This is a genomic window from Nocardioides sp., from assembly GCF_035576065.1.
GTDB lineage: Bacteria > Actinomycetota > Actinomycetes > Propionibacteriales > Nocardioidaceae > Nocardioides.
The window spans coordinates 1-25,678 of record NZ_DATLWX010000014.1; the positions used below are offsets into that span (position 1 = coordinate 1).

Below are 25,678 nucleotides of genomic sequence, written 5' to 3' on the forward strand. Positions count from 1 at the left end.
GGTCCCGACCGTGTTCGCCTCCAGATATGCCGGCCACTGTTCGGGCAACTCCTCGACGGGAGACAGGGACATCCGCGCAGCGACGATCGAGCCTCACTTGAAGCAGCGCGGGCAGGGGGAGCCCGTGATCGACGTCTACCTGCGCTGCTGGCCCAAGCACAACGACCTCAAGTTCGAGAAGCGCCTCTCGCTCTCGGTCCAGGATGCGCAGGATCTCATCGTGGCGCTCGAGTTCCTTGTCGATACGGCAGAGGGTCGGGAATGAGCATCGCGGACGCATGGGCCGTAGTTCTCCTCGCTGCCCTGCGCGTCCACCTCACGAAGCAACCCGTGAAGATGGACGATCTCGCAGCGCTCTGCAACGTGCTCGACGTCAAGCCCTCGGAGATCGCACGGCGCGCGGACGCTCTGCTCAAGGAGTAGCCTCACGACAAGCCAGCCGCCCCGCTGGAAATCGGCGCAAGAAAGAACCGCCCACGGTCTCGAGACCGTGGGCGGTTCCAATTTCTGAAACTAGCCGAGTGGGCGGTCCGACTCGCTTTCGATTTTGTCGACTAGTCCCTCGATCGTTACCCGCCAGCAAGCGAGTCGGACGAACTCGAAGACTAGCCATGCGAAAGAGATGGCTAGGGACAGCACGAAGCCTGTCTGCCACTGCGCAGCAGAGATGCCCCACCGATCTTGGAAATCCGCCGTGACCAACGTCAGTAGCAAGCCAGCAACCAACCCGACGAGACTAACGACGAGCTCGACTCGAAGCAGGCGGCTCCGGTTCCGGTTAAGCACTAGCGTGAGCCGATCTCGCCCTATGACGATAATGCGCTGGTGAACGTTGTAGACCATCGTTGAATCGGTCTTAATTCGCCTTGAAACGTCTGCTGTGAGCGCTGCTTCCGTAGTGGTGGATGCCCGCGGTTCCGGTAAGGCTGCGGGGGGCTCGCTCACCTCGAGTCTCCTCGACCAAAAACGGCGTGCTCCATCAGACCCAAGGAACCCATGGCGTGAAAGTCCAGCCACCCGCAGTGGTTACACGCGAGAATGACGGCGGGAATCGTCTGCCCACCGAGCACCACAGCACCAACCTCCGGAGCAAGCGAGAACGCCACCAGCGAATCAATCAAGGCCATACGGCCTGGTCGACATCGCATGCATGAGGCGTTGACACCCCGTTCATTGAGGGTCGAAGCGACTACCTCGAGTGCCTCTCGACTGAGTTTCGGCGGGGGTTCTGGATGTTGCTGCGGTTCGGACACGCAAGGACTCTTGCACGACGAACGACACTTGCGGAACCAAGCCGCCCAGTATCGCCATCGCGCACCGCACTGCCTCACGCCGCTCCCACCGTGCAGCACTCGCGGTCCTGTTGCCCGTCCGCACTCATCGGAGCGGCGGGCCCCAGAAGCCCATGTTCACCGTTCGCCGCGTGCCGGCCGTCACGGTCGAGACGTCGTGGACCAACCAGGGCTGGAAGACAACGACCGTCCCCCGAGTCCGCGGGATGACGTACTCGCCGACCTCGGGGATCGCACGGATCGTCAGGTCGCCGCCCTCGTAGTCGGCGGGGTCGGAGATCAGCGCGACGGCGCTGAGCTTGCGGGACTGGCCGGGGCTGTTGTCCTGGTGAGCGTGGTAGTCGCCACCTTGGGTGTAGGTCTGCAGCCACGCGGCCGGATCGTGGTCGACGACGTAGTTCCATCGGCTGTCGTTGACGCGACGAACCAGTCGAGCCATTTCCTCGAGGGCAGCAGCGTGGCTGGACTGCTCCCGCTCGTACTGGCGGGTCTGCGCTCCGCACCGCTGCACGCTGTAGGTCTCGTCGTCCTCGATGCACGACACCATCTCGTCGCAAGTTTCGTCAGTCAGGTAGCCCTCGAAGACCATCCCGAACGGATTCTGAGCTGGGTGCATCCAGTCGGGCAGCATCCGCATCGTCTGGTTCACGAGCCCTTCGTCGGGAAGCATGACGGAGGGAATCGGTGTCGGGTCGTCTGCGCGATAGCGATAGGTCATGGTTGGTTCCCTTCGGTTGCCCGGTGCGCGGAACCGGATGGGGTGTACGTGTCGAGGACTTCGCTGAACCTGTCTTGCGGAAAGGCGGCGTCGTCCCATCGGTAGTTGGCTGGCTTGCCTCGTCGCAGCCAGTAGCGGGCGCGGATCGCGTCGAGCGGGTCATAGCCGTGTTCTCCAAGCGCAAGGCGCAGGGCGTGGTTGCGGACCTCGAGCGATGCGCCGGCGTACTGCGACACCGTGCGGACGTAAAGGTCGCTGAGCTGCTCAGCGGACAGGGTGCGACCTCCCCGCAGTCGGCGCCTCATCGAGCGATCCCGTAGACGCCACGGACCCCGCGGTGCTGAGTCCGACCCTGGTCCTCCCCGGTTGGAATGTGCATCGCAGCAAAGAGGCGGGCCAGTGCAATCCGTTGCTGACGGAGCTCGACCAAGGCCGGGTGCACGCGGACACCTTGAGAAGACTCGGACATGTGCCCCTCCTGCTCGATGAGCATTTGCAGGGCGTCGAGGGAGTCGGCGGTTCGGCATGCCTCGCGGAGCACGACCGTCTCGTGCTCGGTCAGCTCGAAGTCGCCTAGGACAGCCGCCCACAGAGCACGGCCGGACTGACCGAGTCCCTTGGGCGGCTTGGGAGCAGAAGGGCCGTTAGAAGCCATCCCAGGCACCCCCAAGGGCCGTTGGTTTCAGGCTTGTGTGCAAGAAAGCCCTAGGCCGAGGGTGGCTGCGCGAAAAGACATCGAGGGTTAGGGCCCACCCCAGCGACGACGAGGACGTGTCCGAGCTAGCGTCCCGGTCATGGCACTTACCTGGAAGCAACTCCGCGACACCGAAGACGCCAAGCTGATCGCGCTCCACGACGAGGTGGCTGCGAGCACATCGGTCGGCCTCAACTACTACTTGGAAGAGATCCAGCGCAGACAACAGGAGCGAGCGATCGAGGCAAGCCACAAGCTCGCCAAGACTTCGTTCTGGCTGACGGTGGCCAACACCGCTCTGGCATTGGCCGCTGTCGTCATCGCGCTGATGTCCCAGCAGTAACGCAGAGCCCGAACCAGAGTCTGCGTCCAGCTCGAAAGTCATACGCCAACCCGCTCGGTCTTCGGCTGCACCGCGGCCGCGGTGATGGTCTGCATCCGACGTGCAACCTCGGTCGGTCCTGCCCACTCGAACGTGGCGCCGAGGTGTGCGAGGGCTGTCGGCGCGAACACACCATCCGTGTTGAGGACACCAAGGTCCGACCCGGCGTGACGGATGCCGGCGAGGGCGCGAGCGAATCGGTATGCGTAGGTGTAGTCCGTGAACGTCTTGGGCGGTGCAGCGTAGGCCAAGGCGAGCAGTGCTTCGATGGTGAACAGGTTGTCGGGTGACACCCGGTAGAACATGGCGAGCGACTGCCGAGCGGACCTGAGCACGGCGTGGGCGTCGCGGGCTCGACTCCACGCCTCGAACAGGGCGGGGTCGAGGTCGGCTGCGTGCTCGGGCTTGAAGCCAGCAGGCAGTCTGCCGGCCTCGGTGTTGAGGATGTCGAGCTGCGGTGCGAGGGCGGTGGCGAACAGGGCGGTGATCTCGTCGCGTGCTTCTCGGACGCGCTGATGCACGACCTTGGCACATCGGTCGATGAGCGGGCCGGTGATCCGCTGGTGGGCATCGGCGGCGGCGAGGTCAAGGGCGGCTACCTTGCGAGCCTTGACCATCGCGGCACGATCACCGAGGTGGGTAGCCAGGTCGGTGGTGTAGCCGTTGAGGTCGGGGCGTGGCTGCTGGTCGGCCTGCATCTCGCGCAGGTGGTCGAGCATCGTGGTGATGCTGCCGGGGAGGGTGACGCCGAGACCGTCGGCGGCGGTGGTCAGCGTGCGGATGTCGTTGGACTGGTTGGCGATGAACATCAGTGCTCCTGAGTGTCGGTGTTGGCGGCGTCGAGCTGGTCGAAGGCGTCCTCGAGGGCGGCGGCGAACGCGGATGCGTTGCCGTGCTTGCGTGCTTCGAGGCGTAGGGCCTCGAGTCGATCTGTCTGTTGCTGCTTCTCGATGCGTCGGGCGTACTCCTGGCCGGCTGCCTCGAACTCGGACTGAATGCTCACCGGGTGGCTCCTTCGGTTGGGCGGAACTCAAGGGCGCCGGGTGGCGGGCCATCGGCTGGGGGCGGGCTCAGGCACTCGGCGAAGGTGCGCTGGACCGCGGCGACGCACACGAGCGACAGCCCGTCCATGCCCAGGACTTCGAGCCAGTGCATGAGCACGGTCGCCACCTCCTCGTCGTCGCCGTAGTGCTGCACGAGGGTGCGGAGCAAGTCGCCAGCCAGGTCTCTGGCTGAGTCGTAGGTGAGCGGGACGGATTGGGTCATCGGTCGTTCCCTTCGTCGTGGTTGCCGGTGCATGCCTCGCAGCAGCGCCGGCCACGGAGCCACTCGACAGAGCGGCAGCCGGACGCGGTGCCTTCGCAGGACGAACAGAGTTTGCGGTCGGTGCGCTTGGGTTCGGTGGGGATGGATGACAGGAAGCTCATTGCGTGCCTTTCTCGTCGCGCTGGTAGAGGTCGCCGATCGCAGCGAGGACGGCCGACACCTGGGCGAGTCGGACGTCGAGCGAGGCTGTGGGGATGAGGAGCACGCCCGCGGACTGGTCGCGGACCTCGGCAATCTGTGCCTGCACCCACGTGATTGCCTCCACGTCGTCCTCGAAGTGCAGCGGGTTTCGTCCCCGACGTTCGCGAGCGCTGATGAGGTCGTGCACGGTCGCGGTCATGCTGTTTCCTCTCGGTCGTGAGCAGAGCGGCGCCGGTGGTCGACGTCCGCCTGTCGTGACGCCTTTTCCTCGCTGCGCTCTTCGTCGCGGACGGTTCCCGAAAGGGACCAGACCGATAGAGGTTCTGTATCTATGGCGTCCCGTGGAGCGGTAACCATTCCCCGCTTAACTCCGTCTCCGGTGCGTCCAGCAGAGCGTGACGACAATGCGTCAGGTGGAGCGGTACCCATATGGATACCGCTCTGCTGGACGCATTCATCCGGCCAGAGCCTTCGATAGATCGCAGTGCACCCCGGATACCCCGCCTGGACCCGAGTGAGGTAGTCAGCGTCGATCGCCTTGGCGAGACGCTCGGCCACGCGAGCTTTGTGGATGCCGAGATCCTTGGCGATCGCATCCCGCGGGATGCTGACCTGACCGTCTGTCTTCATGTGGTCCGCCATGTAGATCAGCAGCACTTTGACCGCCGAAGTCATGCGCGCGTCACGACTGGCGAAGACATCACGGCGCCACTGGTCGTTGGTTCGGCGCTTCATGCGACCTCCCCGAGGGCAGCACGGCGAGCGACCGCGAGAGGGTGCGTCACGAGCTTGTCGAGTCCGGCCCACTGCTCTCGGTGCTCAGCGGCGTTGGCGGTGTACTCGACGTCCTCGGCGCGCTTGTTCGCCCGGGACAACGCTTCGCACTCCAGGCGTAGCCGCACCTCGAGATCGTCAGCGTCCCGTGCCCACGACTCAGCTGCGACCACCACGGCCGCGACCTTGCGGGCGTCACCCTCAGGCAGCGCAAGCCACTCGGCAGAGCCGTAGGTGGGTGCGGAAAATTCCGCGCGGGCGATGAGCCGGCGTGCCCATTCGGCACGCTCTGCGGCGCTCACCAGAGACCACCGCCCGGGTCAGGTGTCCCATCCGGGACGGGAGCCAAAACTCCAGATGGAGTTTTGGCAGGTCGTTCGCAGGTGACTTCGTCTGAATCTGGACGAGGTGGAAACCCGTTTCCCTGGGCAGCCGTAGCGCGCCGGCCGGTGATGACGATGTCGTAGTTCCGGATCTCGGCCGCCGCAACGACGTCGCGCGCGGTGACTTCCTTGACCGACCAGCCGCGGCGCAGTCCAGACCACACGGGCGGTCGACCAGTGATGAGGATGACGAGATCGCGTGAGCCGTGACCGCGCACCAGGGAGCCGTACCCGTCGAGCTCGACTTCCAGCACGCGGCGAGCCATTCAGGCCCCCACCCCTCGGGCCTCGGCGATGAACAGCTCCACGTCGACGGCTGCGTACAGCACGCGTCGACCGACCTTGAAGGACCTTGGTCCCTTGCCGATGTGGCGCCAGTAGCGCACGGTCTCGGGGGAGGTCCGCAGGGTCGCGGCGACTTCCTCGGTGGTGAGGTATTCAGCTATGTCAGTTCTCACGTCTAGGCCTTCCTGTCATCGGTGACTAGCCGGGGATATCCGCGGCTGGTATTGACAAGATTGTCAACAGTGTGACACTGTCGAGGAACTCGCACCGGACACAGAAACGAGAGCCCACTCGTGAATGCAGAAATCGTCACTGTCAGCAGCGACGTCATGGATCGCCGCACGGGACGCGTTGGATGGGCTGTGGTCGCGGCCTACGTAACGGGCGAGCATGGTGATCCCGTATGCGTGGAGTACCGCGTCCGTCAGGTGCGACGCGGCGAACGAAAGTTCGATGACGTTGTGAACTTGCATCGCACCATCCACGCGATGGAGGACCATGCCGAGCAGGGAATTGTCGGCGAGGGGCCGTTCGATCCTGTCGGGATTCCTCGGTATGTCTTTGAGGCGGCGTCGCAGGGCCGCCTGCTCGACCGAGCACGGGCGAACCTTGCCCGTGGAGGGCGCAGCACTGAGGGGCTGTCCACGGAGGCGAAGGCGTTGCTGACGCCACCGGCACACAAGCCAGGACGCCCGCCGCAGCGGTCGATGTTAGTGAAGCTCCAGATCTTGCAGGCGGCAGAGAAGGCACATGCAGCCGGGCAGACGCTCGAGGACGTTGCGCAGCAGTTCCACATGAGCCGGTCGGCGGTCAGGGACCTGCTCTCCTGGGCGCGACGTGACGCAAGTCCCCGATTGTTCACTGGCGCCGGCCAAGGCCGAAGGGGCGGCGAGATGACCCCTGAGGCACGCGCCATGCTCAGCCAGATTGAGGGACAGTAGATGGCCAGCATCCAACCCCTCGCCAACGGCAAGCGCCGAGCCCGCTACCGAGACGCGGCAGGCAAGGAGCACGCGCGCCACTTTGACACCAAGCGCGAGGCGCAGCAGTGGCTCGACCAGGTGACAGCCTCGGTAGTGCGCGGTGACTACGTCGACCCGCAGGCCGGGCGAACCACCGTCGCGGTGTACGCCGCTAGCTGGGAAGCGATCCAGGTGTCGAGTGAGGGCACGCGCCGGATCGTGGACAACGCCCTGCGCCTCCATGTCCTACCGGTGCTCGGCGGGCACAAGATCGCCACTGTGCGACGTAGCCACGTCCAGGCGCTCGTGAAGGAGCTCGAGGGCAAGGGTCTGTCCGCGGGCTCCGTCCGCAATATCTACGAGGTGGTGGCTCGCCTGTTCGACGCGGCCGCAGAAGACAGGGTCATCGCGTCGACACCGTGCCGGCGGATCGCGCTACCGAAGGGCGATGGAGCGGAGGTGGTGCCACCCGCGCTCGAGCAGATCGAGGCCATTCGGTCGCACCTCGACGAGCGGTGGCAGGTCATCCCGCTCGTGCTAGCCGGGTCGGGGCTCCGCATCGGCGAGCTGCTCGGCCTGGGAATGTTCGACGTCGACTACCTGCGCCGCAGTGTCCGTGTCGAGAGGCAGCGTCTGCAATCGGGCGCGCTGGCGCCGTTGAAGTCGAAGACTTCGCGAAGGACCGTCCCGATTGGGGAGGTCGTCGTGGAGGCCCTCACCGCGCACTTGGCGGCCCACCCGGGCACCGACGAGGCGTTGTTCACAGACGAATGGGACGACCCGCTGACGTACCGGCGCTGGAAGTCGCTGTGGCGGGCGGCGGCGACCACGGCCGGCGTGGACGCGACGAGCCACGACCTGAGGCACTTCGCGGCCTCGGCGCTGATCTCTGGGGGCGCGTCCGTCAAGCAGGTCCAGACGTTCCTGGGGCACTCGTCCGCGGTGATCACGCTCCGGACCTACGCGCACATGTTCCCGGGGGACGAAGACCGCACCCGCAACGTGCTGGACGCCGCTCTCAGACCCGTTCTGAGCCCATCTGCGGACTCTGTGCGGACTGAGGCGGCGCCCAGGTAGTTCCGTTGCAGGTCAGAGGCCCGCGGCGATCGTCAGGCCTTCTTGGTCTCCCAGAAGATCTCGGCGATCTGGTCGATCTTGGCGAGGAGCTGCTCGACGACGTCGGCGTCGAGAGTGCCCTTCGCGCCCGAGGCGCCAGCGAGCTTGGTGGCCTCGTTGAAGAGGGTGTGCAGCTCCGGGTACTTCTCGAAGTGCGGGGCCTTGAAGTAGTCGGTCCACAGCACCCACAGGTGGTGCTTGACCAGCTCCGCGCGCTGCTCCTTGATCAGGACGGCTCGCGTGCGGAAGTCGGGGTCGTCGTTGTCGGCGACCTTGGCAATGATGCCCTTGATCGACTCGGCCTCGATGCGTGCCTGGGCGGGGTCGTAGACGCCGCAGGGCAGGTCGCAGTGGGCAGAGACATCGACGGTGGGAGCGAAGAGCTGGGGGAACATCGCAGTCCTCTCAGGTAGGTGAGATCTCACGTTCGCTGCGACACTACTCCGCGTGAAGAGGCCGAGACCGCGGGGTCCCGCTCGCTCGCAGGGCCGCTACGGCATGGCCGTCGTGCACGGGCGATCAATGGCGCCGGCGCTGCGGGAGGGCGACCGACTGCTCGTGTCGTACGCCGCACGGCCGGTCGTCGGCGACGCGGTGGTGGCCCGGTTCGCTGATGGCACGATCGCGGTGAAGCGGGCCGTCGAGCGGAGGACCACGCGTTCGGGCAGACCCGGGTGGTGGCTGCTCAGCGACAACCTCGACGACGGCGTCGACTCCCGCCACCGCGGACCGGTGTCAGAGGACGACGTGCTGGGCGTCGTACTCCTCCGATTGTGGCCTTCGCCACGCCTGGTCCGGGTGGGACGACCCGAATCGTGCCGCTGAGCTGTGGAAGGATCGCGCCCATGGAACCGGAGTCGCACCCCTTCGCCGGTGACCCCGTCTTCGACCTGCACGTCGGCGGCAAGATGGAGACCGTCTCGACGGTGGCGCTGACCGGGCGCGACGAGCTGTCATTGGCCTACACGCCGGGCGTGGCGCGAGTCTGTGAGGCGATCGCCGCCGACCCGAGCATGACCCAGCACTACACCTGGGTCCCCAACACCGTCGCGATCGTCACCGACGGCACGGCCGTCCTGGGGCTCGGGGACATCGGTCCCGCCGCCGCCATGCCGGTGATGGAGGGCAAGGCGGTCCTGTTCAAGCAGTTCGGCGGCGTCGATGCCGTGCCCATCTGCCTGGCCACCACCGACGTCGAAGAGATCATCGAGACGGTCCAGCGGCTCGCACCGAGCTTCGGCGGGATCAACCTCGAGGACATCTCCGCCCCACGCTGCTTCGAGATCGAGGAGCGCCTCAAGGCAAGCCTCGACATCCCGGTCTTCCACGACGACCAGCACGGTACGGCCGTGGTCGCGCTTGCTGCCCTGACCAATGCACTGCGCCTCACCGGTCGTAGCCCCGACGCCACGCGGGTGGTCATCTCGGGCGCAGGTGCCGCAGGCGTGGCGGTTGCTCGGATCCTGCTCGGCGCCGGGGTCCGCGACATCGCCGTCATCGATCGCCAGGGTGTCCTGAGCTCGACCCGTTCGGACCTCACGCCCGTCAAGGCATCGCTGGCGGCCGACACTGCCGACACCTTCGGCCGAAGCGGGTCCCTCGCCGACGCGATGGCAGGGGCCGATGTCTACATCGGGGTCTCCGGCGGCACGGTCCCCGAAGAGGTGGTGGCCTCGATGGCGCCGGACGCGATCATCTTCGGCCTCGCCAACCCGACGCCCGAGGTGCACCCGGACGTCGCTCACAAGTATGCCCGCGTCGTCGCGACCGGCCGCTCGGACTTCCCCAACCAGATCAACAACGTCCTGGCGTTCCCCGGGATCTTCCGGGGCGCCTTCGACGTCCACGCCTCCGCGATCACCGAGAACATGAAGCTCGCCGCCGCGAGCGCGCTCGCCGACCTCGTGGGTGACGACCTGGCGGAGGACCTGATCATCCCGTCGCCCTTCGACCCTCGCGTTCCCGGGGCAGTGCGCGAGGCCGTTGCTGCAGCGGCGCGTCGCGACGGGGTCGCTCGCCGCTAGTCGATCGAGTCGGCCGACCCGAGGGGGTCTCAGGGCCGGGGTGTGAAGAGCGACTCGTGTGTCTCGATCCAGCGGATCTCGGCCGCTTCATCGTCGAGACTGCCTTCCTCAACCCATGTCCGCTGGGGCTCCAGACCCTGCTCTGCCGAGGACCGGACGTGCTCGATGGTCGCGCGACGTCGGTCAGCGACTGCGCTGACGACCTCGAACGAGGGCAGTGCGTCGGTTCCGTAGGCGTCGAGGAAGGCCGTGATCCGGGCGCGCCGGTCGGGAACATCGGGGAAGTGGTGCCAATCGCGGCACGCGTCGTCGTCTCGCATCGGAGCGAACCACAGCAGGGCGTATGCGACGTCCCCCTGTCGCGGGCCGGGGTGCAGGTAGTCCCAGTCGAGGAGAGCCACCGCCTCGCCGTCGCGCCACACGAAGTTCCATGGGCCGGGGTCCCCGTGGCAGTAGACGTCTGCGCCGCCGTCCACGGGTGGGGCATCGAAAACAGCATCCGGGGGTGGTTGCCACCCTGCCGAAGCGTCGTGGATGCGGCGCAGCAAGCGCGCTGCTGATCGCAGACCTCGCTCATCGTGCTGGTGCTGCCAGGCGTCGCCGCCGCTCTCGCCCTCGATGAGTCGCAGGGTCTCGGTCTCCTCCTCCAAGGACAGCGGCTCCGGAACGCAGTCCAGACCCTGCTCGCGCAGATGCCGGAGGAACGACTGCACCGTCTTGCTCTGCGGCCCCGTTGGACGCGTGACCGTCCCTTCGGCAATCTCCACCGGCCGGAAGCGATCGTTCGCCTCAGCGGCGCGGTTCCTCAGCTCGTCATCGGCCATGCTGGCGACTGTTCCATGCCGGGGCTCTGCGGGTCACTCGACTTTGTGGCGTGATCAGCCCGCCAGGACGACGTCGAGTGTCTGCTTCGCCCTGTCGAGCTCCTCGGCGTCGTCGGGGTCCTCGGAGTTGGACCAGCAGGTGGCGACGGTCTTCCAGAGGGCCCAGCCGCGTCCTCGCTGCCAGGTCGGATCGTCCACGGCGAGGCGCTCGCGGAACGCGTGACGTCCGTCAGTTGTCAGGAGGGTCCAGGCGACGGCGAGGTCGCACGCCGGATCTCCGACTCCGCAGGTGCCGAAGTCGATGACGGCGCTGAGCCTTCCGGCGTCGTCGAGGAGCAGGTTGCCCGCGGCGACGTCGCCGTGGAACCAGCGGTCCACGCCGTCCCACGGTGCACTGAGCGCGTCGTCCCACGCCCTGGCAGCCAGGTCCACGTCGATGTGGCCCCTCAGGTCCCTCAGTGCGCGTCGGGTGTTCGCGTCGTACGTGCGGAGCGGACCGCCCCGGAACCAGTTGTGGAGCCCGGGTTGGGGGCCGGGGGTGGCGTCCACTGCCTGCAGCGCCAGCAGGAAGGTCGCCAGCTCTCCTGCGAAGGTGGCCGGGTCGCCCACCCGGTCGGCAGACGCGGCGTGACCGTCGAGCCACTGGTAGACCGACCACGGATACGGGTAGTCCGCGCTCGGCGCCCCTTGGGCAAGGGGGACCGGGATGGGGAGCGGCAGTGACGAGGCGAGCACCGGGAGCCACCGGTGCTCCTTCTCGACGGCTTGGGCGTACTCGGAGGCGCTGGGGAGGCGCAGCACCATGTCGGTGCCGAGATGGAAGGTGTAGTTGTCCCAGCCACCGTTCGCGACAGGCTCGATGGGCAGGTGTGCCCACCGTGGGAACTGGGTCCTGACCAGATCGCGGACCTGGCGAAGCTCGACGACCACTCGGTCCGGCGGGGCGCCGAGCTCATGCGTGTCACTCAAAGAGCCTCCTGATGCAGAGCGGGATGCGAAGGAGACTAGGAGGGCGCACTCGGTTGGTGAAACGATTTTTGTGGACTGCTTGATGGGACCGGCCACTATTCACCCAGAGTAGTCACTGTGTGTATAGTCGTCCTATGAGTATCGGTCACGTTCTGCTCGGCGTGCTTGCTGCCGGGCCTGCGCATGGCTACGACCTGAAACGGGAGCACGACTCCCGGTTCCCGAGCGCCAAACCCTTGGCGTACGGACAGGTCTATTCCACGCTGGCGCGCCTGGAGCGCGACGGACTCGTGGAGATGGTCGAGACGTCGCAGGACGGCGGCCCGGAGCGGACCACCTATGCCGTGACCTCCGCGGGGGAGAAGTCGCTGACGGGGTGGCTCGACGAGGCCGAGGAGGCGGGGCCGTATGCCGCTGACGACCTCGTCCGCAAGACAGTCACGTCGCTGCATCTGGGCGCTGACGCCAGCGACTTCCTGCGTCGACAACGGGCAGTTCACCTGGCCCGGATGCGCGAGCTCGTCGCGCTCCAGGCGAAGACCGCGGACACCGACGAGCAGATCGCGGTCGATCACACCATCTCTCATCTCGACGCAGACCTGCGTTGGTTGGAAACCGCGGCGGCCAGGGTGGCCGCCCGAGGAAAGGGTCGTTCATGAGTTCGGTAGTGGTGGAGGCTCGGGCCGTCCGCAAGGCGTTCGGTCGGACCGAGGCTCTTCGGGGGACGTCGCTGGCGGTGGATGAAGGCGAGGTCGTCGCCATCACCGGGCCGTCGGGCAGCGGCAAGTCCACCCTGCTCCTCTGCCTGGCAGGTGTGCTGCGGCCAGAGGCCGGCGAGATCTGGTACGCCGGGCGCAAGCTGGACGACCTCTCCGAGAGCGACCGCACCCGCTTGCGCAGGCGTGAGTTCGGACTCGTGCTCCAGTTCGGGCAGCTCGTGCCTGAGCTGAGCGGTGCGCAGAACGTCGCGCTGCCGCTGTTGCTCGAGAAGCACGACCGCGGCGCCGCAAACACGCTCGCGCACAGCTGGCTGGAGCGCCTCGACGCGCTGGAGGTGGCCGACGCGCTGCCCGGAGAGATGTCGGGCGGCGAGGCGCAGCGGGTCGCGATTGCGCGAGCCCTCGTGACCGGCCCGCGAGTGATCTTTGCCGACGAGCCCACCGGGGCTCTCGACACCGTGAGTGGCGAGCGCGTCCTCGGGGCGCTGATGACGACGGCCCGGGAGAGCGGCGCCACTGTGGTGCTGGTCACCCACGACAACCGGGTGGCCGCGAGTGCGGACCGCGAAGTCGTCATTCGCGACGGAGCAGTCTGCCCCGCACCGGTGATCCGATGATCCGGCTCGCGGTGACGCTGAACCGCGCCGGTGGGTGGCCGCGGATGGCGCTGTTGGGTTCCTGCACAGCTCTCGTGTGCACACTGTTGCTCCTCGTGGTGAGCCTGGCCCGACTCCCCGAGAGCCCTGACGAGCTGCTCTTCAACCTCGTCGCCGACCACGGCACCCGCGGCGGGACGGCGTTCGCGATGGGCCTGCTCACCCTGCCGCCGCTCCTGCTGCTCTACCAGGCGGTCCGCCTGGGAACGGCGGCCCGGGATCGGCGGCTGGCGGCGCTGCGCCTCGCTGGCGCGACTCCCGGAGAGGTGCGCCGCCTTGGGGCGTTCGAGGTCGGGATCCCCGCCCTTGCGGGCAGTCTCGGCGGGATCGCGCTCTACTGGCTGTTGCGGCAGGTCCTCGGCGGCACTCCCGTGGAGCAGAGCTTCGAGGGCAACGGATTCGTTGCCACCCCCGAGCTCAAGCTCGTGCCGACATCGGTGGCGCCGCTGTGGTGGGACGTGTTGGTCGTGGTCATCGGCACCACGCTCGTCGGTGTTGTCGTCGGCGCCCGCGCTTCCCGAGGCGTCATCGTGACTCCACTCGGGGTGTCGCGCCGCCAGGCCTCAGCACCGCCAAGGCCGTGGGGGCTGCTGCTCCTGCTCGGCGCGGTCGCGCTCCTGCCGGTCGCGATCACGTTCGCCGCCGATTCACCTCTGGCCCCCATCGGACTGATCGCTGTAGCCGTCCTGGGCGTGATCAGCCTCGCGCCGTGGGCGGCCTACCGGGCCGGCAGGTTCGCCGAGACCCGGACGGCCTCGCCCGCCGTGCTGCTTGCTGCCCGCCGACTCGTCGCCGAACCTCGACCGGCAGGTCGCGCCGCAGCGGCGGTGGGCGCCATCGCGCTGATCGCAGGCGGCGGAACCGCCCTGGTGGCAATCTTGGTTGCCACCGAGAACACGGACTCCTTCTACGTTGTCTCTCTCGCGCTGGCGGCCAGCGCGCTGCTGCTGGCCCTCCTGGTCGCCACCGGCAGCTTGGCTGTCCACTCGGTCGAGTCGCTGCTCGACCGGAAGCGCTCCGTTGCGTCGCTGGCGGCGATGGGCATGCCGCTCGACGTGCTCGAGAGTGCGCAGCGTTGGGAAGCTCGACTGGTGGCCATGCCGATGGCGACGGCCGGGGTGCTCCTGGGCTCGATCACGCTGGGGGCGCTCGGCGGCGACCTGGCGCCCGTGTCCCTGTCGATCCTCGCTGCCGGCGTGGTGGCCACCCTTGGCCTGGTGTGGTTGGCCATCAGCGTTGCCGTCCGCGTCACTCGACCTTGGGCGGTCCGGGCAGCCTCTGCAGGGAACCTTCGTACCGAGTAACCACCGCGTGAAGGTGCGGCGTCGGCGTTGTCCACGGCGGGAGCTTGAGACGCGCCATGAGGGCTACTCACTCGTTCATGTCTCGGATGGTCGTTGTCACGCCAGGGTTGGTCGTGGTGGGCGTGGGAGGCGGCCGGTGGGAGGTCACAGCCCTCAGCGGTGCACCCCTGGTCGTGGAGAGCACGAGAGTTCCAGAAGGAAGCGCGGCGCGGGTGCCTAGAGACGCGAGCCGGTCTGCGGCGATGCTCGATCCTCAGGCGTCCGCCCGAGCCAGTGGAGGGCGGTCTCGGCAACCTGGGCGGCAGCGAGATCCCGCGTGTCCAGACGCAGGAGCGGATGCCGGTTGAGGAAGGCGTCGGCCGGAGTCAGTGTGCACCCGGTCGGATCGGTGTTCAGCTGGTGGGCGTCCATGGCGCGCACGTTGCCGTCCGACCATTCCAGGTCCCGCTTCGTCGGCTTGGCGGCCAACCGACTCTCGCCCCTGTTGCGCGCCAAGCGCGTGTCGAGGTCAGCGGTCAGCTCGAGCACCCAGATCTCGCCGCCGGCCTCTTCGAACGGCGCCACCAGCTGATCCACGTAGGCGGCGTCCGCGGGGTCCTGGAGATTCCACACGAGGGTGAAGATCAGGTCCACGTTGTGGCGCGCGGCCTCCTCGATCACCCGCTGGCGGAACTCCTTGTTCAGGACGAGGAAAGGCGCGGTGCCATAGCCGAAGATCTCGACGAGCGGCTCGATCGTGTGGTGGTTGTGGAACAGCCCGAAGTTGCTGCGCGCCGCGATCTCTCGGCCCACGGACATCTTTCCGACCGCGGGCGGTCCGATGACGAGAAGCAGCCGCATGCTCGGCAGAGTCCCAGACGCTTCCGGCCGATGCAACCAGGTTCAGACCTCCGATTCGGTGACAGCCACGCTCACCCGGCGCCAGGTCGAGGCGCGTCCTGGTGGAGGGTGGCCTGATGGAGATCCATTGCGACTACTTCCGCGCGACGGGCGACGAGACTGCCCGGGAGACGCACGCACGGCCGGGAGGGCCGTTGCATCCCGACAGCGGCGCAGGCGTGGCCTTCGACGGTGTCGCCACCCAAGCGATCTTCGACTCTCTGCACCTCGAGCAGTTCGTCACGCTGGCGCGAGGAGTGTCCTTCGACCGTCGCCCGAAGAGCCACGGTCTGTGGCCGCCGTCGAACACGCCGCCATCGGTCGACGAGACGTCTTTGTGGCAGACGGACCCGAGCGTGGAGCGACTCGACACCCAGATCCGGGACGGTCTCGCTGACATCAACCCTGCGCGGGCCCCCGAGCTCGCCGACGTTTGGATCGTTGTGGCCGACATCGGCCTTGCCGTGCCCCGGGTCATCGACGCCGTGGTGGACCTGACCGCGTTGGCGCGCCGCGCTCGGGAGGGTCAGGAACAGGTGTATTGCTGGTCGATCCTTGCTCCCGGCTGAGCGGGGGAGTTCGCCGTACGCCACGTGAGCGGCGCGAGAGCCGATCGGTGCACTTGGGTACGTTGAACCCATGTTCGCCGTGTACGCCGATGCCTTCTCGTCCGACGCTCCGCTGTCCGGCCTCGTGGTCGGCGAGCGGCCCGATCCCACGCCGCCCGACGGCTGGACGACGATCACCGTCAAGGCCGCCAGCCTCAACCACCACGACCTGTGGTCGCTGCGCGGGGTGGGGCTCAAGCAGGAGCGGCTGCCCATGATCCTGGGCTGTGACGCTGCCGGACTCGACGAGGACGGCAACGAGGTCGTCGTCCACGCCGTGATCAGCGGCCCGGACTGGAGCGGGGACGAGACGCTCGACCCGAAGCGGTCGCTGCTCTCCGAGCGGCACCAGGGCACCTTCGCCGACAAGGTCGTCGTGCCGCGCGCCAACGTCATCGCGAAGCCGGCCTCGATGAGCTTCGAGGAGGCCGCCTGCCTGCCGACCGCGTGGCTCACGGCCTACCGCATGTTGTTCACCCAGGGCGGGCTGAAGGCGGGGGACACCGTGCTCGTGCAAGGTGCCGGTGGGGGAGTCGCGACCGCCCTGATCACGCTGGCCCGCGCCGGCGGGCTCAAGGTGCTGGCCACCAGCCGCGACGAGGCGAAGCGGTCCCGAGCGCTCGAGATCGGCGCGCACGGGGCCTTCGAGTCCGGCGCCCGCCTGCCGGCGAAGGTCGACGCCGTGATGGAGACCGTCGGTCGCGCGACGTGGTCGCACTCGGTGCGGTCGCTACGGCCGGGCGGCAAGATCGTGATCAGTGGCACGACGAGTGGGCCAAACCTGGATGACGCCGAGCTCACCCGGATCTTCTTCCTGCAGCTGCAGGTCATCGGTTCCACCATGGGCACGCGCGCCGAGCTGGCGTCGCTGGTCACCATGCTCGACGCCACGGGCACCCGCCCGCTGATCGACCGGGTCCTGCCGATGGAGCAGGCACCCGAGGCGTTCGCGGCGATGGCCGAGGGCGACGTCTTCGGCAAGATCGTCCTGACCCGGTGACTGAGCCGATGAGAGGGCCGATGACCAGGCACGTGCTGACGGGTGCCACGTCCGGCATCGGCGCCGCGCTGGCCCGCACCCTGGCGTCCCGGGACGACGAGCTGGTCCTCCTGGCGCGCAGCGAGTCGAGCGCCGCCGCGCTGACCACTGACTTCCCGCGGGCCCAGGTGCTGCTCGCCGACCTCGCGGATCCCGGCACCCTCAACGGCATCGGCCGCCAGGTGGACGGAGACGTCCACTCGGTGATCCACGTTGCCGGCGTCGTCGAGCTCGCGCCCGTGTCCCGGCTCCGGCTGCACGAGTGGGAGGAGCAGATCGCCGTCAACCTGACGTCGCCCGCTGTGCTCACCCGCGAGCTGCTGCCGCACCTACGCCGGAGCCGGGGGATCGCGGTGTTCGTGAACTCGTCAGCCGGCCTGACGGCGAACGCCGACTGGTCGGCGTACGCCGCGTCCAAGTTCGGCCTCCGTGCCTTCGCCGACGCGCTGCGCGCCGAGGAGATCGAGAACGGCGTCCGCGTGACCACCGTCTATCCGAGCCGGACCGCCACACCGATGCAGGAGAAGGTGCACGAACAGGAGGGGCGGACCTACGACTCCTCGCGCTGGATCAGTCCGCAGACGGTCGTCTCGACGATCCTGCACGTGCTCGACCTGCCGCCCGACGCGACGATCCCGGACGTCACGGTCCGCCCCGTCACGCCGCGACCCGGCACCTGACTCAGCCGGCGCTCTCGAGCACGAAGATCCGAAGCTGGCGGCCGTTGATGCGCTGCTCGTACTTCTTGTAGCCGCTGTAGATGCCCGCCGAGCGAGCCATCACCTGGGCCCGCTCGTCCTCGCTCGCCGGTCGTGCCCGCACCGGCACCGTGACGTCGCGGTAGCGGACGGACGCGGTCGGGTCGACCTCGAGGTTGAGCACCCAGGCCGGTGTCTTCGGCTGTCCGAAGTTGGTGCCCAGCAGCGCCAGGTCCGCGCCGATGGGGATGGAGATCAGGTGGCTCGTGCGGGGTTGTCCGGACTTCCGTCCCGTCGTGGTCAGGTCGAGGACGGGCAGACCGGCGAGCAGCTCGGGAAGCGTGTGCCGGCCGTGCGTCATCCGGGTCACCGCGTCGTCGAGGTGCCTGATCGTCTTGGAGAAGGCCCAGGCGCCGGGTTTCGTGGACGCGAAGGCTTGGACGGCGCCCTGGGCCCGGTTGGGACGGCGGTGTTCGTACCCGAGGTCGTCAGCAACTCCCATGCCGGAGAACCTAGCCGAGAACCAGCCGAGATCTCAGCCCCAGGAATCAGCGTTGCGAGCGCCAGTTGAGCCCGCCGATGAGCAACATCCGCAGCTGGGTGCGGGTGGCGGCGATGATGCGCTCCTCCTGGTCAGGTCGGTCGACGAGGCGCTCGGCCGTGGTGACCACGGACGACACGATGAGGTCGGCCAGCAGGTTGAGGTGCTCGGTGGAGAAGGCCTCGCTGCCGGGCACGCGGGCCACGTCGGTCGCGAGCTCGCGGGTGATGAGCTCGATCTCGTGCCGGATCGCCTCGCGGACACGAGGAGGTCCGGCAACGCGCTCCCGGACGATGAACGCGTAGTGCTGGGGGTGGGCGCGCACGTGGGAGGCGACGAGCGGCAGCGAGCCGTCGATGAAGTCGCGGAACTCGGGGGCCTGTCGCCACACCTCACGAAGCATCCCGCGGAGCGCGACCACGCTCTCCTCCACCAGCGCCAGACCGAGGGACTCCACGGAGTCGAAGTGCCGGTAGAAGGCCGTCGGGACGATGCCGACCTCCTTGGCGACCTGTCGCAGCGAGACCGCCACCAGGCTGGAGTCGGCCGTCAGCGTCAGGGCGGCACCCAGGATCGACTGTCGAGTGCGCTCCTTGCGGTCGGCGCGCGACTCGGAGACCTCCACCATGATCGAGATCGTAGACCAACCGTTCGGGTGCACAGTTGTGCACGCGCGTGGGTCGGATCACAGGCAGGAAGGATTGACCGCTGCGCAGAGACCTGACACGGTTTGAGTGAACATACGTTCACTAAGCCGGAAGGAGGCGACATGGACATCTCCACCCTGCTGCGATCGCGGACGGTGGCGGCGCTCGCGTCGCCGCACGGGATCGATCACTACCTCTCGCACGTGAACCCGATGTGGGCTGCGCACGACGTGCGCGCCAGCGTCGTCGCCGTACACCGCGAGACCGACACTCCCGGCGCGCCGGTCGCCACGCTCACGCTCCAACCCACCGCCACCTGGCGTGGGCACCGCGCCGGCCAGTATGTCCAGGTGGGCGTCGACCTGCCTGGGTCCGCGCGTCGGATGACCCGGTGCTTCTCGATCTCCTCCGCAGCCTCCCTGCCGGGGGAGCAGATCACCTTGACCGTTCGGGCGCACGCCGAGGGACAGGTCAGCAAGTTCCTGGTGGACGCCCGACCGGGTCTGGTGCTCCACCTGAGCCAGGCGCAAGGCAGCTTCACGCTGCCGGTCAGTCCGGCCACCCCGGGGATCGACCCGCTGGTGTTCATCACCGGCGGCTCGGGCATCACCCCGGCCATGTCCATGGTGCGCACGCTGCTGCGCGACGGCTACTCGAGCGACGGTCGTGGCAAATGCGCCGGCCGTCCGGTGACCTTCCTGCACTACGCCCGCAGCGAGGCGGATCAGATCTTCGCCGAGGAGCTCTCCGAGATGGCAGCGGCGGACAATGACGTCACGGTGCACGTCCGCTACGGGACGGCCACCTTCAACGAGCTCGAGCTACGCCGGCTGGTGCCCGACCACCGCAACACCGACACCTTCGTCTGCGGTCCCAGCGGTCTGGTGGACCTCGTCACCACGGCGTACGGCGGGACGCCCGACTCCACGGCAGGGTCTCGTCTCCGGCTGGAGTTCTTCAAGCCACCCCGGACGTCGACCGGCGCGGGCGAGGGTGAGCTGTCCTTCACCCGAGCCGGCAAGTCCGTCGCCAACACCGGCGCGCCGATCCTCGAGCAGGCCGAGGCGCTCGGCCTCAGGCCCGAGTTCGGCTGTCGGATGGGGATCTGCTTCTCCTGCACGAAGCGCAAGACCGAGGGCACCGTCCGCAAGGTGCTCTCAGGTGCGGAGTCCTCGCTGCCCGACGAGGACATCCAGATCTGTGTCTCTGCCCCCGTCGGCGACTGTGTCGTCGACCTCTAGGAAGGACCACCCATGACCACCACCCTGACCCCTGAGGAGCTCGACGCGTTCGGCGCCGAGATGGACGCGCTTCGCCAGCGGACGCTGGCTGACCTCGGTGAGGCGGACGCGGACTACATCCGCGGAGTCGTCAAGCGTCAACAGCAGTTCGAGGTCGCCGGACGCGCGATGTTCTACCTCCCGCCATTGTGGCCGTTCGCCGTTGCCTCCCTGTCGATCTCCAAGATCCTCGAGAACATGGAGATCGGGCACAACGTCATGCACGGCCAGTACGACTGGATGGGCGACCCCACGCTCAACTCGCGCATCTACGACTGGGACAACGTCTGCCCGGGTGAGCAGTGGAAGCACAGCCACAACTACATCCACCACACCTTCACCAACATCCTCGGCAAGGATCGCGACATCGGCTACGGCGTGCTCCGGATGGACGAGGACCAACCGTGGCACCCGTACTACCTCGGCAACCCGGTCTACGCGCTGCTGCTGATGGTCTTCTTCGAGTGGGGCGTGGCGATGCACGACCTCGAGGTGGAGAACCTCGTCACCGGCAAGCGCAGGCTCTCGGAGAACCGTGCTCTCCATGCCGGGATCATGCGCAAGGTCAAGCGTCAGGCCCTCAAGGACTACCTTCTCTTCCCGGCCCTCACCGGTCCGCTGTTCCCGCTGACGTTTGCGGGGAACGCGAGTGCCAACCTGATCCGCAACATCTGGGCCTTCAACATCATCTTCTGCGGCCACTTCCCGGCCGGGGTGGCGACGTTCACCGAGGAGGAGTGTGAGGGCGAGTCCCGCGGGCACTGGTACTACCGCCAGCTCCTCGGTTCGGCCAACATCTCGGGCGGGCCCCTGCTGCACCTGATGAGTGGCAACCTCTCCCACCAGATCGAGCACCACCTCTTCCCCGACCTGCCGGCGCGCCGCTATCCCGAGCTCGCCGTCGAGGTCAGGGAGATCTGTCAGCGCTACGGACTCGACTACAACACCGGGCCCTTGCCCCAGCAGCTGATGAGCGTCGCGAAGAAGATCTGTCGTCTCGCGATGCCGACGCGGGCGAAGTCCCAGCCGGAGCCGACAGGGCGGACAGGCCCGGTTGCCGAGCCTGCCGTCGCCGCGTGAGACAGGCGTGATGACCCGGCTGAACAGATTCGAGATCACCAAGGACACCGTGCAGGACACGGTGACGGCGGCCGCGACGACCGTTGCTCAGGTGAGCACCGTCGTCACCGGGGCTGTCCGGGACATCGCCGGTGCGGTCGGGGGGTTCGCGACCGAGCTCTTCGAGATTCGCGAGTCCGCCCGCCGGGCCCGCGACGACAAGGAATGACCGGGGACGGAGGCGTTGTCCGGCGCCCGTCCCGCTCCTGTCCCGTGGTCCTGCTCAGTCCTCGGGGTCGTCAAGGCGAGCCAGCCAGGTCGCGAAGCGCTCGATCGGCGTCTCGAACTCGGGGAAGGTGTCGACGAAGACCTGGCACTGCTCCGCGAGCCACGCCAGGGTGACCTCCTCGTCACCCCGGCGCCGTACGAGCTCTTCGAGACCGCGATCGGTGAAGTACATCGTGTCGCCTCGGCTCAGTAGTCGCGGCCGGGGGCGTCCGCAGGTGCGGCGAACGCCGTGTCGAGGAGCGACTTCTGCTCCTCGGTGTGGCGCTTGATCGTGCCCACCGACGGCGAGGCCGACGCCGGACGCGTCACACCTTCGACCACCAGGTCGAGGCCGGGCCACACGTTGAGCTGGTAGTGCGGCCACGGACCCATGTTGACCGGCTCGTCCTGCACCCAGCGGATCGCCTTCAGGTTGGGGTACTTCGCGATCTCGGCGCGGATCTCCTGCTCGGGACGCGGGTAGAGACGCTCCACGCGGCCGATGGCGAAGGTCTCGCCCCGCTCACGCTTGGCGCGTTCGACCATCAGGTCCCAGGTCACGCGGCCCGAGCAGAGGAGCAGGGTCTCGACCGTGGCCGGGTCGGCGCTGTCGTCGCCGATGAACGGTCGGAAGGCCGTCTCACTGGTGAAGTCTCCGGGCTGGGAGGCCGCCTCCTTGCGCTTGAGCATCGACTTCGGCGTGAAGACGATGAGCGGGCGGTGCTCCTCACCCAGCGAGTGACGGCGGAGCAGGTGGAAGTACGACGCAGGCGTGGACGGCTGCGCGACCACCATCGCGTCCTCGGCACACATGGTCAGGAAGCGCTCGATGCGTGCCGACGAGTGGTCGGGACCCTGTCCTTCGTAGCCGTGGGGGAGCAGCAGGACGACGCCGGACTGCTGGCGCCACTTGGTCTCGCCGGCCGAGATGAACTCGTCGATGACCGTCTGGGCACCGTTGACGAAGTCACCGAACTGGGCCTCCCACAGCACCAGCGCGTCCGGCCTGGCCACGGAGTAGCCGTACTCGAAGCCGAGCGCGGCGTATTCGGAGAGCAGCGAGTCGTAGACGTGGAACTTCGCCTGGTCCTCGGTGAGGTTGGTCAGCGGCGTCCACTCGTCGGCGTTGGTCCGGTCGATGATCGTGGCGAAGCGGGACACGAACGTGCCGCGCCGGGAGTCCTGACCGGCCAGCCGCACTGGCCGGCCGTCCATCAGCAGAGATCCGAACGCCAGGATCTCGCCGGTGCCCCAGTCGATCGGGCCGTCCACGATCGCTGAGGCACGCCGCTGCAGCTGCGGCATGACCTTGGGGTGGACGGTGAATCCCTCCGGGGGACTGGTGTAGGCGTCGGCGATCCGCTTGAGGACCTCCGGGGTGACCGCGGTGGTGAACTCGCCGGCGGGCTTGTCCGGGTAGTCCGGCACGGTGGTCCACTCGGAGGGCTGGCCACTCGCCTCGCGCACCTCGGTGAAGACCCGCTCGAGCTGCTGCTGGTAGTCCTTCAGCACCTGCTCGGCCTCCTCGACGGTGATGTCGCCGCGGCCGATGAGGGACTCGGTGTAGAGCTTGCGCACCGAGCGCTTCTGCTCGATCAGGTCGTACATGAGCGGCTGGGTGTACGAGGGGTCGTCTCCCTCGTTGTGTCCGCGTCGGCGGTAGCACACGAGGTCGATGACGACGTCCTTGTTGAAGGCCTGGCGATATTCGAAGGCGAGCCGCGCCACCCGGATGCACGCCTCGGGGTCGTCGCCGTTGACGTGGAAGATCGGCGCCTGCACCATGCGTGCGACGTCCGTGCAGTAGAGCGAGGACCGCGACGATCCGGGCGACGTGGTGAAGCCGACCTGGTTGTTGACGACCACGTGGATCGTGCCGCCGGTGCGGTAGCCGCGGAGCTGCGAGAGGTTCAGCGTCTCGGCGACGACCCCCTGACCCGCGAAAGCAGCGTCGCCGTGCACGAGCAGCGGCAGGACCGGGTATTCCGCACCCTTGTTGAGGACGTCCTGCTTGGCGCGGGCGATGCCTTCCAGCACCGGGTCCACTGCCTCGAGGTGCGAGGGGTTGGCGGCGACCGAGACCTTGATCCGGTCGCCGGAGCCGGCGATGAACTCACCCTCGGCGCCGAGGTGGTACTTCACGTCGCCGGAGCCCTGGACCGTGCGCGGGTCGATGTTGCCCTCGAACTCACGGAAGATCTGGCTGTACTTCTTGCCGACGATGTTGGCCAACACGTTGAGGCGACCACGGTGGGCCATGCCCATGGCGACCTCGTCCAGACCGACTTCGGCCGCCGCCTCACAGATCTCGTCGATGAGCGGGATGGTGGTCTCGCCGCCCTCGAGGGAGAACCGCTTCTGTCCGACGAACTTCGTCTGCAGGAAGGTCTCGAACGCCTCCGCCTGGTTGAGCTTCAGCAGGATCCGAAGCTGCTCCTCGCGCGGGGGCTTGGTGTGCGGCTGCTCCACCCGCTCCTGGATCCACTGACGCTGGTCGGGATCCATGATGTGCATGTATTCGATGCCGGTCGTGCGGCAGTAGGAGTCGCGCAGGATCCCCAGGATGTTGCGCAGCTTCATGAACCGACGGCCCTCGCCACCGAAGGAGCCGGTCGCGAACTCGCGGTCGAGGTCCCACAGGGTCAGCCCGTGCGACTCGACCTCCAGGTCGGGGTGGCTGCGCTGGCGGTATTCGAGCGGGTCGGTGTCGGCCATCATGTGCCCGCGCACGCGATAGGCGTGGATGAGCTCGAGGATGCGCGCCTGCTTGACGATGTCGTCGTCGTGCGAGGCGACGATGTCCTTGGCCCAGCGGATGGGCTCGTAGGGGATGCGCAGCGAGCGGAAGATGTCGTCGTAGAAGTTCTCCTCGCCGAGCAGCAGCGCGTGCATGCGCTTGAGGAACTCACCCGACTGGGCGCCCTGGATCACGCGGTGGTCGTAGGTCGAGGTCAGGGTCATGACCTTGCTGATGCCGTTGCGGTTGACCGCCTCGTCCGAGGCTCCCTGCCACTCCGCGGGGAACTCCATGGCACCCACACCGAGGATGACCGACTGCCCGGGCATCAGGCGCGGCACCGGGTGGTTGGTGCCGAGGCCACCGACGTTGGTCAGGCTCAGGGTCGTGCCTGAGTAGTCCTCCATCGTCAGCTTGTTGTCGCGGGCCTTCTTGATGATCTCTTCGTACGCCGTCCAGAACCCGGCGAAGTCCATCGACTCGCAGCCCTTGATGGAGGGGACGACGAGCTGGCGCGTGCCGTCGGGCTTCTGCTGATCAACGGCCAGTCCCAGGTTGATGTGCGCCGGCGTCACCATGGTGGGCTTGCCGTCGACTTCTGCGAAGGAGTTGTTCATCTCCGGCATCGCCTTGAGCGCCTGGATGAGCGCGTAGCCGATCAGGTGCGTGAAGGAGACCTTGCCGCCGCGGGCGCGCGCGAGGTGGTTGTTGATGACGGTGCGGTTGTCCCACAGCAGCTTGACCGGCAGCGTCCGCACCGAGGTGGCGGTGGGCACGGTGAGGGAGAGGTCCATGTTCTTGGCGGTCGCCGCAGCGATGCCACGGAGGACCGTGTGCTTCGGCTCGTCACTGGCGGCGGTCGGCGCGGGAGGCGCCGGGTCCTTGGCGACGGGCTTCGTCGTGCCCTGGGCAGGCTCGGCGGCGGCTGCCGCCGGACGCGGCTTGGCCTGGGCTGGCGGGGCGGGCTTGGCCTCCGGCACGGGCTTGGCCTGCGCCTCCGGCGCGGTCTTGCCAGGGGATTCTGGCGCGGCCTGGGCCGGCTTCTCGCTCGGGGCCTTCGCCGTGGACTGCGCCTGGGCGGGAGCAGCCGTTGTCGCGGTGGTGGGGGTGCCGGAGGCCTGGCCGCTCTGGCCGTTGCCGTTGGCCGAGAAGTAGGCAGCCCACTCGGGCGCGACACTGCTCGGATCCTGGGCGAACTGCTCGCGCATCTCGTCCACGAGCCACGCGTTGGCTCCCATGTCGGAGGACGGGGCAACGCTGGTGTTGCCGGACTGAGGGGTGGGGGACTGCGGCACGGCGTGGTTCGCCTCTTCCGGATAGGCAGGTCGGGATTTGCGATCGGTTGTCAAGGCTA

34 protein-coding genes are annotated in these 25,678 nt (G+C 67.7%); 16 read left to right on the forward strand and 18 right to left on the reverse strand.

The window, feature by feature from the left end; genetic code table 11:
* Together VNJ48_RS06680 and VNJ48_RS06685 are read left to right on the forward strand one after the other, a co-directional pair.
* Nucleotides 1–265: hypothetical protein (locus VNJ48_RS06680; protein WP_325600359.1), on the forward strand; the 265-nt coding region annotated here is incomplete at its 5' end.
* Entirely contained in the window at nt 262–423 is a 162-nt protein-coding gene (locus tag VNJ48_RS06685) for a hypothetical protein (protein ID WP_325600361.1), read from the forward strand. The genes VNJ48_RS06680 and VNJ48_RS06685, both read left to right, overlap by 4 nt.
* Nucleotides 424–1,377: 954 nt before the next feature.
* Here VNJ48_RS06685 and VNJ48_RS06690 read toward each other — a convergent pair.
* Genes VNJ48_RS06690 through VNJ48_RS06700 form a run of 3 tightly spaced genes read right to left on the reverse strand, consistent with a single transcriptional unit; the run spans nt 1,378 to nt 2,665 of the window.
* Nucleotides 1,378–2,010, reverse strand: coding sequence for a 2OG-Fe(II) oxygenase (locus VNJ48_RS06690; RefSeq protein WP_325600363.1), 633 nt, complete (start codon nt 2,008–2,010; stop codon nt 1,378–1,380).
* Nucleotides 2,007–2,315 carry a hypothetical protein gene (locus VNJ48_RS06695; RefSeq protein WP_325600365.1) on the reverse strand — a complete coding sequence of 103 codons (309 nt, stop codon included), beginning with the start codon at nt 2,313–2,315 and terminating at the stop codon, nt 2,007–2,009. The genes VNJ48_RS06690 and VNJ48_RS06695 overlap by 4 nt, the downstream gene beginning before the upstream one ends.
* Nucleotides 2,312–2,665, reverse strand: a complete 354-nt coding sequence (locus VNJ48_RS06700) for a hypothetical protein (RefSeq protein WP_325600367.1) — start codon at nt 2,663–2,665, stop codon at nt 2,312–2,314. Before VNJ48_RS06700 ends, VNJ48_RS06695 begins: the two co-directional genes overlap by 4 nt.
* 139 nt (nt 2,666–2,804) lie before the next feature.
* On the opposite strand from VNJ48_RS06700, the gene VNJ48_RS06705 reads away from it, so the two are divergent.
* Nucleotides 2,805–3,047: a hypothetical protein gene (locus tag VNJ48_RS06705; protein ID WP_325600369.1), complete on the forward strand. Its 243-nt coding sequence runs from the start codon at nt 2,805–2,807 to the stop codon at nt 3,045–3,047.
* Nucleotides 3,048–3,085: 38 nt separating this feature from the next.
* Here VNJ48_RS06705 and VNJ48_RS06710 read toward each other — a convergent pair whose 3' ends face one another.
* The 7 genes from VNJ48_RS06710 to VNJ48_RS06740 all read right to left on the reverse strand — a co-directional run bounded on the left by VNJ48_RS06710 (nt 3,086) and on the right by VNJ48_RS06740 (nt 6,168).
* A complete protein-coding gene (locus tag VNJ48_RS06710) occupies nt 3,086–3,895 on the reverse strand; it encodes a hypothetical protein (RefSeq protein WP_325600371.1) in 810 nt (269 codons plus the stop codon).
* Entirely contained in the window at nt 3,895–4,089 is a 195-nt protein-coding gene (locus VNJ48_RS06715; protein ID WP_325600372.1) for a hypothetical protein, read from the reverse strand. The genes VNJ48_RS06710 and VNJ48_RS06715 overlap by 1 nt, the downstream gene beginning before the upstream one ends.
* Complete coding sequence (locus VNJ48_RS06720; protein ID WP_325600374.1) at nt 4,086–4,352, reverse strand: hypothetical protein; 267 nt, start codon at nt 4,350–4,352, stop codon at nt 4,086–4,088. The genes VNJ48_RS06715 and VNJ48_RS06720 overlap by 4 nt, the downstream gene beginning before the upstream one ends.
* A 157-nt stretch (nt 4,353–4,509) precedes the next feature.
* Nucleotides 4,510–4,752 carry a hypothetical protein gene (locus VNJ48_RS06725; protein ID WP_325600376.1) on the reverse strand — a complete coding sequence of 81 codons (243 nt, stop codon included), beginning with the start codon at nt 4,750–4,752 and terminating at the stop codon, nt 4,510–4,512.
* Nucleotides 4,749–5,288, reverse strand: a complete 540-nt coding sequence (locus VNJ48_RS06730; protein ID WP_325600378.1) for a helix-turn-helix domain-containing protein — start codon at nt 5,286–5,288, stop codon at nt 4,749–4,751. The genes VNJ48_RS06725 and VNJ48_RS06730 overlap by 4 nt, the downstream gene beginning before the upstream one ends.
* Nucleotides 5,285–5,629, reverse strand: a complete 345-nt coding sequence (locus tag VNJ48_RS06735; RefSeq protein WP_325600380.1) for a hypothetical protein — start codon at nt 5,627–5,629, stop codon at nt 5,285–5,287. The genes VNJ48_RS06730 and VNJ48_RS06735 overlap by 4 nt, the downstream gene beginning before the upstream one ends.
* 347 nt (nt 5,630–5,976) lie before the next feature.
* Entirely contained in the window at nt 5,977–6,168 is a 192-nt protein-coding gene (locus VNJ48_RS06740; RefSeq protein WP_325600382.1) for a helix-turn-helix domain-containing protein, read from the reverse strand.
* A 120-nt stretch (nt 6,169–6,288) separates the two neighbouring features.
* Between VNJ48_RS06740 and VNJ48_RS06745 the strand changes: the two genes are divergently transcribed.
* Both VNJ48_RS06745 and VNJ48_RS06750 read left to right on the forward strand, forming a co-directional pair.
* Nucleotides 6,289–6,936 carry a hypothetical protein gene (locus VNJ48_RS06745; protein ID WP_325600384.1) on the forward strand — a complete coding sequence of 216 codons (648 nt, stop codon included), beginning with the start codon at nt 6,289–6,291 and terminating at the stop codon, nt 6,934–6,936.
* Complete coding sequence (locus VNJ48_RS06750; RefSeq protein WP_325600386.1) at nt 6,937–8,034, forward strand: tyrosine-type recombinase/integrase; 1,098 nt, start codon at nt 6,937–6,939, stop codon at nt 8,032–8,034.
* 32 nt (nt 8,035–8,066) lie between these two features.
* Here the strand turns inward: VNJ48_RS06750 and sodN are convergent, their stop codons facing one another.
* Complete coding sequence (gene sodN / locus VNJ48_RS06755; protein WP_325600388.1) at nt 8,067–8,468, reverse strand: superoxide dismutase, Ni; 402 nt, start codon at nt 8,466–8,468, stop codon at nt 8,067–8,069.
* Between the two features lie 52 nt (nt 8,469–8,520).
* Here sodN and VNJ48_RS06760 point away from each other — a divergent pair, with 52 nt between their 5' ends.
* Both VNJ48_RS06760 and VNJ48_RS06765 read left to right on the forward strand, forming a co-directional pair.
* Complete coding sequence (locus VNJ48_RS06760; RefSeq protein WP_325600390.1) at nt 8,521–8,898, forward strand: S24/S26 family peptidase; 378 nt, start codon at nt 8,521–8,523, stop codon at nt 8,896–8,898.
* Nucleotides 8,899–8,918: 20 nt separating this feature from the next.
* Complete coding sequence (locus VNJ48_RS06765; protein WP_325600392.1) at nt 8,919–10,097, forward strand: NADP-dependent malic enzyme; 1,179 nt, start codon at nt 8,919–8,921, stop codon at nt 10,095–10,097.
* A 29-nt stretch (nt 10,098–10,126) separates the two neighbouring features.
* Here the strand turns inward: VNJ48_RS06765 and VNJ48_RS06770 are convergent, their stop codons facing one another.
* Nucleotides 10,127–10,921 carry an aminoglycoside phosphotransferase family protein gene (locus VNJ48_RS06770; RefSeq protein ID WP_325600394.1) on the reverse strand — a complete coding sequence of 265 codons (795 nt, stop codon included), beginning with the start codon at nt 10,919–10,921 and terminating at the stop codon, nt 10,127–10,129.
* Nucleotides 10,922–10,975: 54 nt separating this feature from the next.
* Nucleotides 10,976–11,890: an aminoglycoside phosphotransferase family protein gene (locus tag VNJ48_RS06775; protein ID WP_325600396.1), complete on the reverse strand. Its 915-nt coding sequence runs from the start codon at nt 11,888–11,890 to the stop codon at nt 10,976–10,978.
* Nucleotides 11,891–12,024: 134 nt separating this feature from the next.
* Here VNJ48_RS06775 and VNJ48_RS06780 point away from each other — a divergent pair, with 134 nt between their 5' ends.
* From VNJ48_RS06780 to VNJ48_RS06790, 3 genes are read left to right on the forward strand one after another with little or no spacing between them, the layout of a single operon-like run.
* The gene (locus tag VNJ48_RS06780) at nt 12,025–12,549 is read left to right on the forward strand and encodes a PadR family transcriptional regulator (RefSeq protein ID WP_325600398.1); all 525 of its coding nucleotides are present in this window, start codon (nt 12,025–12,027) and stop codon (nt 12,547–12,549) included.
* Nucleotides 12,546–13,226 carry an ABC transporter ATP-binding protein gene (locus VNJ48_RS06785; protein WP_325600400.1) on the forward strand — a complete coding sequence of 227 codons (681 nt, stop codon included), beginning with the start codon at nt 12,546–12,548 and terminating at the stop codon, nt 13,224–13,226. The genes VNJ48_RS06780 and VNJ48_RS06785 overlap by 4 nt, the downstream gene beginning before the upstream one ends.
* Complete coding sequence (locus VNJ48_RS06790; RefSeq protein WP_325600402.1) at nt 13,223–14,569, forward strand: FtsX-like permease family protein; 1,347 nt, start codon at nt 13,223–13,225, stop codon at nt 14,567–14,569. The genes VNJ48_RS06785 and VNJ48_RS06790 overlap by 4 nt, the downstream gene beginning before the upstream one ends.
* A 216-nt stretch (nt 14,570–14,785) precedes the next feature.
* Here the strand turns inward: VNJ48_RS06790 and VNJ48_RS06795 are convergent, their stop codons facing one another.
* Entirely contained in the window at nt 14,786–15,409 is a 624-nt protein-coding gene (locus VNJ48_RS06795; protein ID WP_325600404.1) for an AAA family ATPase, read from the reverse strand.
* A gap of 116 nt (nt 15,410–15,525) precedes the next feature.
* Between VNJ48_RS06795 and VNJ48_RS06800 the strand changes: the two genes are divergently transcribed.
* From VNJ48_RS06800 to VNJ48_RS06810, 3 genes are all read left to right on the forward strand, one after another.
* Nucleotides 15,526–16,017 (forward strand): hypothetical protein, encoded by a 492-nt coding sequence (locus tag VNJ48_RS06800; protein ID WP_325600406.1) that lies wholly within the window; start codon nt 15,526–15,528, stop codon nt 16,015–16,017.
* 70 nt (nt 16,018–16,087) lie between these two features.
* Entirely contained in the window at nt 16,088–17,056 is a 969-nt protein-coding gene (locus tag VNJ48_RS06805) for a zinc-binding dehydrogenase (RefSeq protein ID WP_325600408.1), read from the forward strand.
* A gap of 20 nt (nt 17,057–17,076) precedes the next feature.
* A complete protein-coding gene (locus VNJ48_RS06810) occupies nt 17,077–17,775 on the forward strand; it encodes an SDR family oxidoreductase (protein ID WP_325600409.1) in 699 nt (232 codons plus the stop codon).
* Nucleotide 17,776: 1 nt separating this feature from the next.
* Here the strand turns inward: VNJ48_RS06810 and VNJ48_RS06815 are convergent, their stop codons facing one another.
* Nucleotides 17,777–18,295, reverse strand: a complete 519-nt coding sequence (locus VNJ48_RS06815) for a nitroreductase family deazaflavin-dependent oxidoreductase (protein WP_325600411.1) — start codon at nt 18,293–18,295, stop codon at nt 17,777–17,779.
* A 46-nt stretch (nt 18,296–18,341) separates the two neighbouring features.
* A complete protein-coding gene (locus tag VNJ48_RS06820) occupies nt 18,342–18,962 on the reverse strand; it encodes a TetR family transcriptional regulator (protein WP_325600413.1) in 621 nt (206 codons plus the stop codon).
* A 141-nt stretch (nt 18,963–19,103) separates the two neighbouring features.
* On the opposite strand from VNJ48_RS06820, the gene VNJ48_RS06825 reads away from it, so the two are divergent.
* The 3 genes from VNJ48_RS06825 to VNJ48_RS06835 are packed head-to-tail and all read left to right on the forward strand — an operon-like array spanning nt 19,104 to nt 21,549.
* Nucleotides 19,104–20,222 carry a ferredoxin reductase gene (locus VNJ48_RS06825; RefSeq protein ID WP_325600415.1) on the forward strand — a complete coding sequence of 373 codons (1,119 nt, stop codon included), beginning with the start codon at nt 19,104–19,106 and terminating at the stop codon, nt 20,220–20,222.
* 12 nt (nt 20,223–20,234) lie between these two features.
* Nucleotides 20,235–21,341: an acyl-CoA desaturase gene (locus tag VNJ48_RS06830; protein ID WP_325600417.1), complete on the forward strand. Its 1,107-nt coding sequence runs from the start codon at nt 20,235–20,237 to the stop codon at nt 21,339–21,341.
* A gap of 10 nt (nt 21,342–21,351) precedes the next feature.
* On the forward strand, nt 21,352–21,549 hold the full coding sequence (locus VNJ48_RS06835) for a hypothetical protein (RefSeq protein ID WP_325600419.1): 198 nt from the start codon (nt 21,352–21,354) through the stop codon (nt 21,547–21,549).
* Between the two features lie 54 nt (nt 21,550–21,603).
* Here VNJ48_RS06835 and VNJ48_RS06840 read toward each other — a convergent pair whose 3' ends face one another.
* Nucleotides 21,604–21,780 carry a DUF6104 family protein gene (locus VNJ48_RS06840; RefSeq protein ID WP_325600421.1) on the reverse strand — a complete coding sequence of 59 codons (177 nt, stop codon included), beginning with the start codon at nt 21,778–21,780 and terminating at the stop codon, nt 21,604–21,606.
* 14 nt (nt 21,781–21,794) lie between these two features.
* Nucleotides 21,795–25,619 (reverse strand): multifunctional oxoglutarate decarboxylase/oxoglutarate dehydrogenase thiamine pyrophosphate-binding subunit/dihydrolipoyllysine-residue succinyltransferase subunit, encoded by a 3,825-nt coding sequence (locus VNJ48_RS06845; RefSeq protein WP_325600423.1) that lies wholly within the window; start codon nt 25,617–25,619, stop codon nt 21,795–21,797.
* Between the last annotated feature and the right edge of the window lie 59 nt (nt 25,620–25,678).

Excerpts from the sequence above, each read along its gene's own strand:
- VNJ48_RS06685 (WP_325600361.1), top strand. The coding sequence starts at position 262 with ATGAGCATCGCGGACGCATGGGCCGTAGTTCTCCTCGCTGCCCTGCGC.
- VNJ48_RS06690 (WP_325600363.1), bottom strand. The coding sequence starts at position 2,010 with ATGACCTATCGCTATCGCGCAGACGACCCGACACCGATTCCCTCCGTC.
- VNJ48_RS06695 (WP_325600365.1), bottom strand. The coding sequence starts at position 2,315 with ATGAGGCGCCGACTGCGGGGAGGTCGCACCCTGTCCGCTGAGCAGCTC.
- VNJ48_RS06700 (WP_325600367.1), bottom strand. The coding sequence starts at position 2,665 with ATGGCTTCTAACGGCCCTTCTGCTCCCAAGCCGCCCAAGGGACTCGGT.
- VNJ48_RS06705 (WP_325600369.1), top strand. The coding sequence starts at position 2,805 with ATGGCACTTACCTGGAAGCAACTCCGCGACACCGAAGACGCCAAGCTG.
- VNJ48_RS06710 (WP_325600371.1), bottom strand. The coding sequence starts at position 3,895 with ATGTTCATCGCCAACCAGTCCAACGACATCCGCACGCTGACCACCGCC.
- VNJ48_RS06720 (WP_325600374.1), bottom strand. The coding sequence starts at position 4,352 with ATGACCCAATCCGTCCCGCTCACCTACGACTCAGCCAGAGACCTGGCT.
- VNJ48_RS06725 (WP_325600376.1), bottom strand. The coding sequence starts at position 4,752 with ATGACCGCGACCGTGCACGACCTCATCAGCGCTCGCGAACGTCGGGGA.
- VNJ48_RS06730 (WP_325600378.1), bottom strand. The coding sequence starts at position 5,288 with ATGAAGCGCCGAACCAACGACCAGTGGCGCCGTGATGTCTTCGCCAGT.
- VNJ48_RS06750 (WP_325600386.1), top strand. The coding sequence starts at position 6,937 with ATGGCCAGCATCCAACCCCTCGCCAACGGCAAGCGCCGAGCCCGCTAC.
- sodN (WP_325600388.1), bottom strand. The coding sequence starts at position 8,468 with ATGTTCCCCCAGCTCTTCGCTCCCACCGTCGATGTCTCTGCCCACTGC.
- VNJ48_RS06765 (WP_325600392.1), top strand. The coding sequence starts at position 8,919 with ATGGAACCGGAGTCGCACCCCTTCGCCGGTGACCCCGTCTTCGACCTG.
- VNJ48_RS06770 (WP_325600394.1), bottom strand. The coding sequence starts at position 10,921 with ATGGCCGATGACGAGCTGAGGAACCGCGCCGCTGAGGCGAACGATCGC.
- VNJ48_RS06780 (WP_325600398.1), top strand. The coding sequence starts at position 12,025 with ATGAGTATCGGTCACGTTCTGCTCGGCGTGCTTGCTGCCGGGCCTGCG.
- VNJ48_RS06785 (WP_325600400.1), top strand. The coding sequence starts at position 12,546 with ATGAGTTCGGTAGTGGTGGAGGCTCGGGCCGTCCGCAAGGCGTTCGGT.
- VNJ48_RS06790 (WP_325600402.1), top strand. The coding sequence starts at position 13,223 with ATGATCCGGCTCGCGGTGACGCTGAACCGCGCCGGTGGGTGGCCGCGG.
- VNJ48_RS06795 (WP_325600404.1), bottom strand. The coding sequence starts at position 15,409 with ATGCGGCTGCTTCTCGTCATCGGACCGCCCGCGGTCGGAAAGATGTCC.
- VNJ48_RS06800 (WP_325600406.1), top strand. The coding sequence starts at position 15,526 with ATGGAGATCCATTGCGACTACTTCCGCGCGACGGGCGACGAGACTGCC.
- VNJ48_RS06805 (WP_325600408.1), top strand. The coding sequence starts at position 16,088 with ATGTTCGCCGTGTACGCCGATGCCTTCTCGTCCGACGCTCCGCTGTCC.
- VNJ48_RS06810 (WP_325600409.1), top strand. The coding sequence starts at position 17,077 with ATGACCAGGCACGTGCTGACGGGTGCCACGTCCGGCATCGGCGCCGCG.
- VNJ48_RS06815 (WP_325600411.1), bottom strand. The coding sequence starts at position 18,295 with ATGGGAGTTGCTGACGACCTCGGGTACGAACACCGCCGTCCCAACCGG.
- VNJ48_RS06820 (WP_325600413.1), bottom strand. The coding sequence starts at position 18,962 with ATGGTGGAGGTCTCCGAGTCGCGCGCCGACCGCAAGGAGCGCACTCGA.
- VNJ48_RS06825 (WP_325600415.1), top strand. The coding sequence starts at position 19,104 with ATGGACATCTCCACCCTGCTGCGATCGCGGACGGTGGCGGCGCTCGCG.
- VNJ48_RS06830 (WP_325600417.1), top strand. The coding sequence starts at position 20,235 with ATGACCACCACCCTGACCCCTGAGGAGCTCGACGCGTTCGGCGCCGAG.
- VNJ48_RS06835 (WP_325600419.1), top strand. The coding sequence starts at position 21,352 with ATGACCCGGCTGAACAGATTCGAGATCACCAAGGACACCGTGCAGGAC.
- VNJ48_RS06840 (WP_325600421.1), bottom strand. The coding sequence starts at position 21,780 with ATGTACTTCACCGATCGCGGTCTCGAAGAGCTCGTACGGCGCCGGGGT.